This window comes from Streptomyces sp. NPDC048415 (assembly GCF_040651675.1).
GTDB lineage: Bacteria > Actinomycetota > Actinomycetes > Streptomycetales > Streptomycetaceae > Streptomyces.
Map to the genome: position 1 here is coordinate 1 of NZ_JBEZKJ010000173.1, position 8645 is coordinate 8645.

Annotated in this window: 10 protein-coding genes and 2 pseudogenes; 5 read left to right on the top strand and 7 right to left on the bottom strand. The window is 69.1% G+C overall.

The window, feature by feature from the left end; all coding sequences use genetic code 11:
• Nucleotides 1–272: 272 nt before the first annotated feature.
• From AB0D27_RS44310 to AB0D27_RS44320, 3 genes are all read left to right on the top strand, one after another.
• A complete protein-coding gene (locus tag AB0D27_RS44310; protein ID WP_362521052.1) occupies nt 273–458 on the top strand; it encodes a hypothetical protein in 186 nt (61 codons plus the stop codon).
• Complete coding sequence (locus AB0D27_RS44315) at nt 451–1221, top strand: RNA polymerase sigma factor (protein WP_362521055.1); 771 nt, start codon at nt 451–453, stop codon at nt 1219–1221. Before AB0D27_RS44310 ends, AB0D27_RS44315 begins: the two co-directional genes overlap by 8 nt.
• 201 nt (nt 1222–1422) lie before the next feature.
• Nucleotides 1423–1653: a hypothetical protein gene (locus tag AB0D27_RS44320; protein WP_362521058.1), complete on the top strand. Its 231-nt coding sequence runs from the start codon at nt 1423–1425 to the stop codon at nt 1651–1653.
• A 431-nt stretch (nt 1654–2084) separates the two neighbouring features.
• On the opposite strand, the gene AB0D27_RS44325 is transcribed toward AB0D27_RS44320, so the two are convergent.
• The 5 genes and pseudogenes from AB0D27_RS44325 to AB0D27_RS44345 form a co-directional block, all read right to left on the bottom strand.
• Complete coding sequence (locus AB0D27_RS44325; RefSeq protein ID WP_362521061.1) at nt 2085–2804, bottom strand: hypothetical protein; 720 nt, start codon at nt 2802–2804, stop codon at nt 2085–2087.
• A 7-nt stretch (nt 2805–2811) separates the two neighbouring features.
• Nucleotides 2812–3423: a sigma factor-like helix-turn-helix DNA-binding protein gene (locus AB0D27_RS44330; RefSeq protein WP_362521064.1), complete on the bottom strand. Its 612-nt coding sequence runs from the start codon at nt 3421–3423 to the stop codon at nt 2812–2814.
• 194 nt (nt 3424–3617) lie between these two features.
• A complete protein-coding gene (locus AB0D27_RS44335) occupies nt 3618–3869 on the bottom strand; it encodes a hypothetical protein (protein ID WP_054230720.1) in 252 nt (83 codons plus the stop codon).
• The gene (locus AB0D27_RS44340) at nt 3866–4222 is read right to left on the bottom strand and encodes a hypothetical protein (protein ID WP_060900323.1); all 357 of its coding nucleotides are present in this window, start codon (nt 4220–4222) and stop codon (nt 3866–3868) included. The genes AB0D27_RS44335 and AB0D27_RS44340 overlap by 4 nt, the downstream gene beginning before the upstream one ends.
• 123 nt (nt 4223–4345) lie before the next feature.
• A pseudogene (locus tag AB0D27_RS44345) lies at nt 4346–4465 on the bottom strand (ATP-binding protein); the annotation flags it as partial.
• Between the two features lie 242 nt (nt 4466–4707).
• On the opposite strand from AB0D27_RS44345, the pseudogene AB0D27_RS44350 reads away from it, so the two are divergent.
• Nucleotides 4708–5039, top strand: a pseudogene (locus AB0D27_RS44350) (transposase); the annotation flags it as partial.
• A 144-nt stretch (nt 5040–5183) separates the two neighbouring features.
• Here the strand turns inward: AB0D27_RS44350 and AB0D27_RS44355 are convergent.
• Both AB0D27_RS44355 and AB0D27_RS44360 read right to left on the bottom strand, forming a co-directional pair.
• Entirely contained in the window at nt 5184–5663 is a 480-nt protein-coding gene (locus tag AB0D27_RS44355) for a hypothetical protein (protein WP_362521073.1), read from the bottom strand.
• The gene (locus AB0D27_RS44360) at nt 5664–7382 is read right to left on the bottom strand and encodes a sialidase family protein (RefSeq protein WP_362521068.1); all 1719 of its coding nucleotides are present in this window, start codon (nt 7380–7382) and stop codon (nt 5664–5666) included.
• Nucleotides 7383–8001: 619 nt separating this feature from the next.
• Between AB0D27_RS44360 and AB0D27_RS44365 the strand changes: the two genes are divergently transcribed.
• Complete coding sequence (locus tag AB0D27_RS44365) at nt 8002–8538, top strand: hypothetical protein (RefSeq protein ID WP_362521071.1); 537 nt, start codon at nt 8002–8004, stop codon at nt 8536–8538.
• Nucleotides 8539–8645 lie beyond the last annotated feature (107 nt).

Sequence of the window (8645 nt, forward strand, 5' to 3'; positions counted from 1 at the left end):
TGACCCCGGCAGCCTGAAGCTCGGGCAGGCACGGGCGAGTGAACCGGGTGGCCTGCTCGCGTGCCCGCTTGCCCAGCAGCGGATCCGGCGCGGCCCCGATCACGGTGGCCCACGCCGCCGCACCGGCATCCGGGCAGGAGCCCTCCCGGGCGGCCGCTCAAAGATCTTGGACGGGGTGTCAAGAGAACCGGCGGCCCGATCCTCTCCAGTCATGTACGGCCACGGCCCCGGCCTGGGGCACTGAGGAGCCGCACACTGGAGGAGGTTGCTCAGTGAAGTTTGCCGACATGCTGCTGCTCGTAGTCGCCGTTCTCGTTCCCGGGATCAAGGGCCTGCTGGACAGCGCGGCGTACTGGAACCGGGCCCGGGGGAAGGCCGCGATCATCCGCGCCAAGCGGGCCGCGCAGGACGTCCCGCCGGACGAGGCACCGGGGAAGCGGGGGAAGCGCAGTGCCTGACCTGGAGACCACCGACGTTACGGACGCCCCGGAGACGACACCATCGCCCAACATCGAGGCCCTGGCGGCCCTGTACCGGAAGGACGGACCGCGGATGACGGCGCTGGTCGCCCGGCTGCTTCGGGAGCGTGACGTTCCCGAAGCAGCCGTCGGTGCCGAGGATCTCGTACATACGGCGTTCGAGAAGGCCCTGCGCGTACACCGCGTTCTGACTGAGCCGCGCGCGTACATCTACACGACGCTGCGCCGGGACGTGACCCACTGGGCGGTCCGGCTGCAGAGGGAACGGGAGCGGGAAGCCGAGCGTCTCGCCGAGCTGCGCACCTCTCCCGCACACGGCCGCGACGTCGGCGCCCTTGTTGCCGACCGCGTCATCGTGCGGGATGCGGTCCGCCAGCTGTCCACGCAGCAGGCCACGGCCGTCGTGGCGGCCAAGATGTACGGCTTCACCCAGCACGAGACCGCGCAGCTGACCGGCAGGCACCCCGGCACGGTGGCCGTGAACATCGCGCGGGCGGTCGTCTCCCTGGCGCTCACCCTGACCCCGGTGCTGCTCATCCTCCTGGCGATCCGGCTCTACAACGGATGGTCCCCGTTCCTCATTGCTGGCGCCCTCATCCTCGGCTCCAGGGCGACGAGTTCCGTCATCTGCTGCCACACCCCCATCAGCCTCTTCTTGCCCGGGCCGATCGATCCGGGGGAGGCCGTGAAGCTGCTCCGGGGTGTTCAGCGGGTACGGGCGAAGCTCGGCGCGGGGCGCTGACGCACCCCCGGTGGACGGTGAGCGCACCATCCACCCGGCAAGGTGCCGGAAGAGCGCGGCGGGCTTCCCCTGTCGGCGCGTGTCGGTGTGAGGTCTCAGGAGATGCTTAACGTTCGTGCTCTGGACATAGTTGACGTGACAGGTGGTCGTTGTCCCTCGCTCACGGGCGAGGGAAGGTGTCTCCGGTGGGCGCTTGTGGACTTGCAGCAGTTGACCGAGTACCGCTTTCGAGCCGTACGCGAGGTGCTCGGCGGGTCTCCGATCGGGGAAGTCGCGGCCCGGTATGGCAACTGGTATGCCAGGAAATCGTTGTTGGACATCGTCGACCTGCACGTCGCCACCGAGCCGACGAACATGGTTTTGCATCCCGCGGTCTGCTTCGACTTCGACCCCGCCCCGCCTCCGCCCCGGGTCATGCAGCAGCTCATCTGACTGTCAACACCGCGCACTGCCGCATTGCGAGCAGCCGGGCTACCTGAGAGAGCAGATCGGTCCTGAGGGCGCACCCGCAGCCTGGAGTCGCTCGCCAGCCACCCCAGTACGGTGGCAGCCCGCGGCGAAGCAGGTCTGCGGCGCAGCCGGGTGAGGCAGTGCCGCCCTGCGGCCCCTACTGGACGCCGGCCGGCCCGGGTTGCGTGACGGCTGCCGCGGCGCGCAGGCACTCCATGAGCCCATCCCGCATCCCGCCCGCGATGGCCTTCGGACCAGCCAGGTCGTGTGCCAGGCCCAGCGGACATCCGAGCTTGTGTGTCACTGAGGGGTGTGGCCAGGACGGCCCGGAAGGAGGGACGCCTGGCGGGGCCCGCGACAGCCCCACCGCGGAGAGACCTTGCACAGACGCTGACGAAGCTCGTGCGAGGTGTTCAGTGACCGGTGGTGACAAGATCTTCGAGCTGGTGGGCGAGTTCGGGGCTGGGTTGGGGGATGGCGCCGAAGCCGTCGAGCTGGTTGACGTCCAGGTCCTCGATGGCGTCTTTGACGGCGGCCTTGGGAACGGTGGCTGCGTCCTCGGGCAGGTCGATGTAGACGGTGAGGCCGCCCGGGCCCGGGGCGGTGTCGACGACCTCGTGCGGTACGGGGGCGTACTGGCAGGGTTCGTGTTCCAGGACGGGGACCTGGCGTGCCCAGTACTTCGCATCCCGCCATTCGCCGCGGGCCAGATGGAGCAGATACAGGCACAGGGCGCCGGTGGCCTGGCCGCCGCCGGCGGCGAACTGCAGCCAGAACTGGGCGCCTTCCTCACGGTCGGCGAGCAGCAGCAGGCAGGCGAAGGCGAGCGCGCCGCCCGGGTCGCGGGTTTTGTCGAAGCGCGCGAGACGGTGGGCGGCGTCGTCGTCGTGGATGACGCCCTGGCACAGGGCTCGCAGTTCTGAGTCGGCTTGTTCGTGCAGCAGCAGGGGCGGGCGGGCGGAGCGGGACAGGCTGCTGCCGGGGCCGGTGAGGGCCTGCATCCAGCGCAGTTCGAGGAGTTGGTCGGTGATGCGCTGGCGGGAGGCGTCCCGGTGTGCCGTGGTGTAGTCACCCTCGAAGATCCGGGCTCGGGCGAGGGCTTCTTCGATGGTGCGCGGTGTGTGGGGGCGCATGCTGGTCTCACTCCTCATCGTCGCCGTCCTCGCCGATCGCCAGGCCCAGTTCGGCCGCCAGCCGGCGTTTGGCGGCGCGGCGGGTGGAGCGGACCGTCGCCTCGCACACGCCCATCACCAGCGCCGTGCGCCTGGTGGGAAAGCCGAGGGCGAACTGCAGCACCATGACATCAAACTGGCGCTCCGGCAGGCGGGCCATTGCCGCATACAGGCCCAGCCCGTCTTCCAGTTCGGTGACCTGCGCGCAAAAGTCCTGGCGGAAGTTGTCCAGGATGGGGTCGCAGGCCGCGCGTATGGCGCGTTCGAACGCCAGGGTCTCCAGCGCCGCTGCCTCGCGGCCGCGGGTTCCCAGTTCGCCGGCTACGCGCTCTTTGAGCAGGGTCCAGGCGAAGGCTTCGGGGTTTTCCTGGGCGGTGACCTGCCGCCAGATGACAGCGAGGAACACGAAAGTGGTGTCGACGAGCTGGTCGGCTGCCACCTGGTCGCCCAGCTGCACGCAGGTGTATTCGAAGTACGCGTGGTGATAGAGCTCATGGAAAGCCCAGAACACGGGCGGCATCACGTCACTGGGCTCTTGCAGCGCGCGCTCGGCCCGGTCGCCGGGGCCCTGGCCGGTCATCGACTGCCTCCCTCGTCCAGGCGGCCGGGCACCTCGGGGCGGGCGCGCCGGGCCGGGGAACGGGGCCGGGGAGGCGGTGGAGCCGATGGAGTCGGTGGAGCGTGGCGAGGGCGAGCGGGAAGACGCCGGGCCGCGGCCGGAGGCTGAGACAGAAGAACGCCCCCGCTCCGAAGAGCCGGGGGCCGACCGCTGGATCAGATCCAGGTCACTTGGCGGACGTATACGCATTCATGCCGGGGAACGATGAGGTAGACGAAGAATCCGCTGTCGACATGTGCGGTGTCTCCCTTCGGACCCAGCCCTTCGTACTGTGTTCCGTCGAGGTAGAAGGCCGCCGCAGCCCGCACCAGCTCGTCAGCCTTTTTCTCGACCTCGGCGACGAACGCCGGCGGTGCTTCGCCGATGACGTACGCCTCGCTGGGGTCGTACTCCCACCTCCACGTCACTCGGACACCGCCTGCGTCGCCGTGTCCTCGACGGCACGCAACTCCGCCATGGCAGATCGGAATGCGGGGTCGTCCTTGCTGGCCGTGCCGTGGATCGTGGCGAGAGCACGGCTACGGCGTGCGGAGAGATCGGGCCGACGCTCGATCTCCACCTGAGCGGCCCAGTGGGTCAGCCAGTGCTGAAGGTGCCCGATCTTACTGGTCCGAATGGCGGCGGCGAGTGCTTCTTCCTTGTGCTTTTCCATCTCGTCAAGGCGGTGAGGGGCGATCCGGGCGAGCGCCACGCGGACGGCGTCGGGGGTACGTTCGGGGCGCGGGACAAGCTCCGTGCCGTGGTCCGGCTGTGTGCTCACGATGTCCTCCAAGGGGTGCCCCGGCCAGCATATCCAGCCGGAGCCTACGGGTCAGACGTCGTCGTCCAGGCCCTCCTCGCGGCGGATCATCCGCCAGGCGGCCTTGCGGGCGCTGCGGTCCGGGGCGAGCTCGGCGACGATTAGCGTCAGTGCGTGGTGCGGGTCGTAGTCGTAGGGGATGCCCCACGCGTCGAACCGCTGCCCGGCGAGCCGCGCGCCGCGCGGGGTGGAGCTGAACCGCATCGCGAAGTGGCCTGTGGGGCTGCTGGTGGGGTGGGCGACACGGTCGGGGGGAGCGGTCTCACTGTTCATGCCCTCAACGCTCCCCGCGGTGGCGTAGCGTGACCGGCGGTTACGCTCCGCCGCGTTCCGGTTGTACGCGCCGGAGCGGGAGGTGTACGAGGCGCGCCGCGTGACCGGCTCGGGGCGGGCGCGCCGGGCCGGGGAACGGGGCCGGGGAGGCGGTGGAGCCGATGGAGTCGGTGGAGGAGGCGTTCTGGAAGGAGTTCCTGCGCTCCCTGCGTGAACGCGGCCTGTCCGGTGTCCGCCTGGTCGTCACCGACCAGCACTCGGGCCTGGTCGCCGCGGTCCGCAAGGTCATGCTCGGTGCCGCCTGGCAGCGTTGTCGGCGAAGGAGGACCTGACCGCGTTCGCGGACTTCCCGCCGAGGCACTGGAAAAAGATCCAGTCCACGAACCCGCTGGAGCGGATCAACCGGGAGATCAAGCGCCGGACCGACGTCGTCCAGGTCTTCCCCAACGACGACGCCCTGCTGCGGCTGGTCACCGCCGTGCTCTTCGAGATGCACGACGAATGGATCGCCTTCCCCCGCCGCTACCTCCCCGAAGGCAGCATGGACGAGCTCTACCGTGAACTCCCCGAAAGCGCCCCCCGCACTACCCAACACCCCGAACAAGCCCACCAGTTGATCGCTTACACCATGACGAGGGACGCCATCAGTTCAGGAGACGGCAGACGTCAGGTATGTCAGGTATATCCCTCCCTCGCAGTCGGGCATCTTCCGCAGGGTCCAGCGGCCTTCGACGGTCGCGGAGGAAAAGTTCGACTCGGCGTCGTCCTCCTCCACCTCGCCCTCCTTCAGGGCGTATCCGGCCTTGGGAAGCTTCTTCTGCAGGAACGCCAGGGCGGCGGCGAAGCGGCCCCGTACGACTGTGGTGACGACGAGCCGGTCGCCGGTGCGGTGCTGCACCGAGGTCACGACCGCGCCGTCGGGCACGGGAAGGTTTGCCGGGAAGTCCCTGGGAAGCGGCAGTGAGGCGTTGGTGGGACAGCCGCCGGGCGCGGTGCCGGCCGTTTTCCCGGCCGCGTACGGCGTCGCCACTGAGGGCTCGGCCTGCTTGGCCGTCGCCGAACATCCGGTGACGGCCGCCAGGCCGAGGGCGGTGCCGATCAGTACGGCAGCCGGGGGCAAAAGCTTCATCTACTGGCCTCCTCTGGGCTTCTTGTGCTTGCCGCCGACCACGGCGTCGTATGCGCCGTACAGCGTGTTGCCGGAGGACTGGCGGGCAATGGAGGCCAGTGCGTCGTAGTTCTGCGCGCCGCCGGTCGCGCAGGCGCCGGTGCAGCCGTCGGCGTAGGCGGCGAGCACGCGGCCCTGGGCGTCGAGGGTGACGTCGTTGAAGTCCAGGAGATTGCGGTCGTTGCCGCAGGTGGTGCCACCCGTGCAGATCGACCCCTTCTGGACCGGGTCGGTGGGGGTGGCGTCGACGGTGACCCAGGACTGGCCGCCGTCGTAGGTGGTGGCCACGTACAGGCGCCAGATGCCCTTGAAGTTGGTCGTGTCCTGGTAGTTGCCGCCGGTCGTGGTGCCCAGGAAGGCGAAGGCGGCGCGGTTGTCGTCGCCTGCAGTCACGGCCGGGAAGACGATGTTCTTGATGCCGAGGCCGGCGCCGACGTTCTGGTCGTACAGCCACGTCTTGCCCATGTCGTGGCTGACAGCGATACGCGCGGTGTCGTCGCTGTTCTGGTAGCCCATGTAGACGGTCCCGCCGGCCCCGATTCCCACGCTCGGGTCGGAGTCACCGGGGGTGCTGGACGGGTTCTTGCGGACGGCCCACGTCAGCCCGTTGTCCTCGGAGACGGCCACGGCCTGCTGGCCGCCGCAGCCCTTGTTGGGCACATACACCGTGCCGTCCGGGGCCACCTTCACGTGCCCGTGCAGGCCGCCGCAGTCCAGCAGCGAGTACATCGGAACCGCGGGCCCGTACGTCAGACCGCCGTCCCGGCTGACCGCGCAGGAGGCGTCGGCGATGTCCTGGGAGCAGTAGTAGACGGCGTGGGGGTACGACGTGAGGGCGCCTGGCCCGCCCGGGGCGAAGGGTCCGCCACCGATGGTCTGGTGGTCCACACCGGAGTTGATGCCCGAGCCGCTCGTCGGTGTCCACGTCTCGCCGTCGTCTTCGGTGTAGCAGGTCAGGGCGGTCTTGCCGGCGAGCTGCGACTCGAAGGTGCGGTGGGTGGCCGGGTCGGTGAACAGGATCGGGTCGAGGCTGGTGGCGCTGCCCTGGGGACAGCCGTTGGCCGCCTTCGCGCTCTTGTCCTGCCAGGTGGCGGCGCCGGCGCTGTCGTAGGTGACCTTGATCGTCGATGTGTACGCCTGGAACATCGCGGCGCCACTCGCGCGGTCGACGCCGATCGAGGGTTCACCAGCGTTGTGCGCGTCCTTGATGCTGTCGGGTGCCGAGGAGTTCGCGTACGTCGGCGGGAGGGCCGTGCTCGGTGGCGGATTGACCGGGTTGGCGACCAGGCTTGCGGTTGCGGTGAAGCTGTCGCCGAGCGGTGCGTAGGGCACCACGCGCACGGTGTACGACGCCGTCACCGCCGGGAGCAGTACGGTCTCAGGGTCACTGGAGGAGGCGGAGGCGGCCACCTCGCGGCCGTCCGCGTCGAGGACGTACAGGTCGAAGTCGGCTGCGGTATCGGGCCACTTGACGTCGATGCGCAGGCTGTGACCGGCGTCGTAGCCCATCGGCACCGACACCTTCAGCGCGTAGTCGTCGCAGAGTTGCGGACTTCCGCAGCTCACCGTCCCGGTGGTGCCGGTGACGTTCGGGACGGCGAAGGGACCGGCGCTCCATGTGGTCGTGGACGCGGTGTCGCTGACCGATCCGGAGGGCGGAGTGGCGGCGTCGGCCGACACACTCGGCAGGGTGCCAGCGACGAGCGCCAGCAACCCGACGGCGACACGCCCCCGCGACCGCGGGTGGCGGGGAAGACGGAGTATGGAGAAGAGGGCCACAGGTACCTCGTGGGTTCGCGAGTCGGACGAAGGGTCGTGGTGCGTGGCGGTACGGGTGGTGCCTTCGTCTGCTCTACGGGGAGGCAGACGGTGTCCGTCGCGAGAAACCGAACTCTTTTCGAAGCGGGCTCGACAGTGCGCCGCCCCGTCCGCCGGCCAGCCGTGGCTGAGCCAAGACGGTCGTCTTGCAGCTGGATCGCACTACTGGATGTCGACAGCGACTGAAAGGTCTGCACACGGCTTGTCGTGCACGAGAGGAAGCTGAAGCGTCTGGTGGAGCGGGGCTGGCTGGAGGAGGACGCGCCGGGGCGGTTCACCCTCGCTCGCCATGACGGGGACGCCGGCCGGGTCAACTCCCGGTGCCCAAGGGGCTCTTCTCCGTAGATTCGACGGTGCCAACCAAACGAATCGCAGAAGGGTGTGGCTCTCCTCCGGGGACGCCTTGAGCTGGGCGAACTCTGGTTGAGGGTGTGGGCAGGGTGGGCGTCCTTCTACTGTGGCGGTGGAGTAGGGGGCGTTGATGGTGTCGTTGATCGAGGAGTTGGAAGCGCGGGAAGCGGCGGCCCGTGTCCGGGTGGAGGAACTCGAAGCGGAGATCGCGGAGTTGACCGCGCGGCTCGACGGGGAGCGGGAGGCGTGGTCGCGGCTGCGGGTGACGCGAGAGACGGTGGCTGAGGTACTCGTTGGTCTGTCTGGGCAGGTGGTGGCTGAGACGGTGCCGCTGCAGGAGCCGGTGAAGCCCGAGGTGCGGGTGGTAGGGGCGATCATGGTGCCGCACTGGCGGGAAGGTCCCACGGCGGATGTCCTGCCGGATGTGTACCGGGACATCGTCCAGGTGGTCGCGGACGCGTCGGGGCCGATGCAAGCAAAGCAGATCGTGCCCCGGATCGGGCTGCCCGCGGTGTCCGGGAAGATCGAGGGCACGCGGGGGAAGCTGAAGCGGTTGGTGGAGCGGGGCTGGCTGGTCGAGGGCCAGCCTGGCCGATTCACACCGGCCCGCTGGGGGCCGGGCGGGGAATCGGTGAACTCGCGGAACGATAAAGGCTCTTCTCTCTAATGTGATGCGCCCGAAATGGCGAGACTAAGTCTGTTTCAGGTTTCAGTGGTCGGCGGGTTGATTTTGGTGAGGTAGTCGGCGAGGGAGTTGAGGATCTCGTCGGCGGT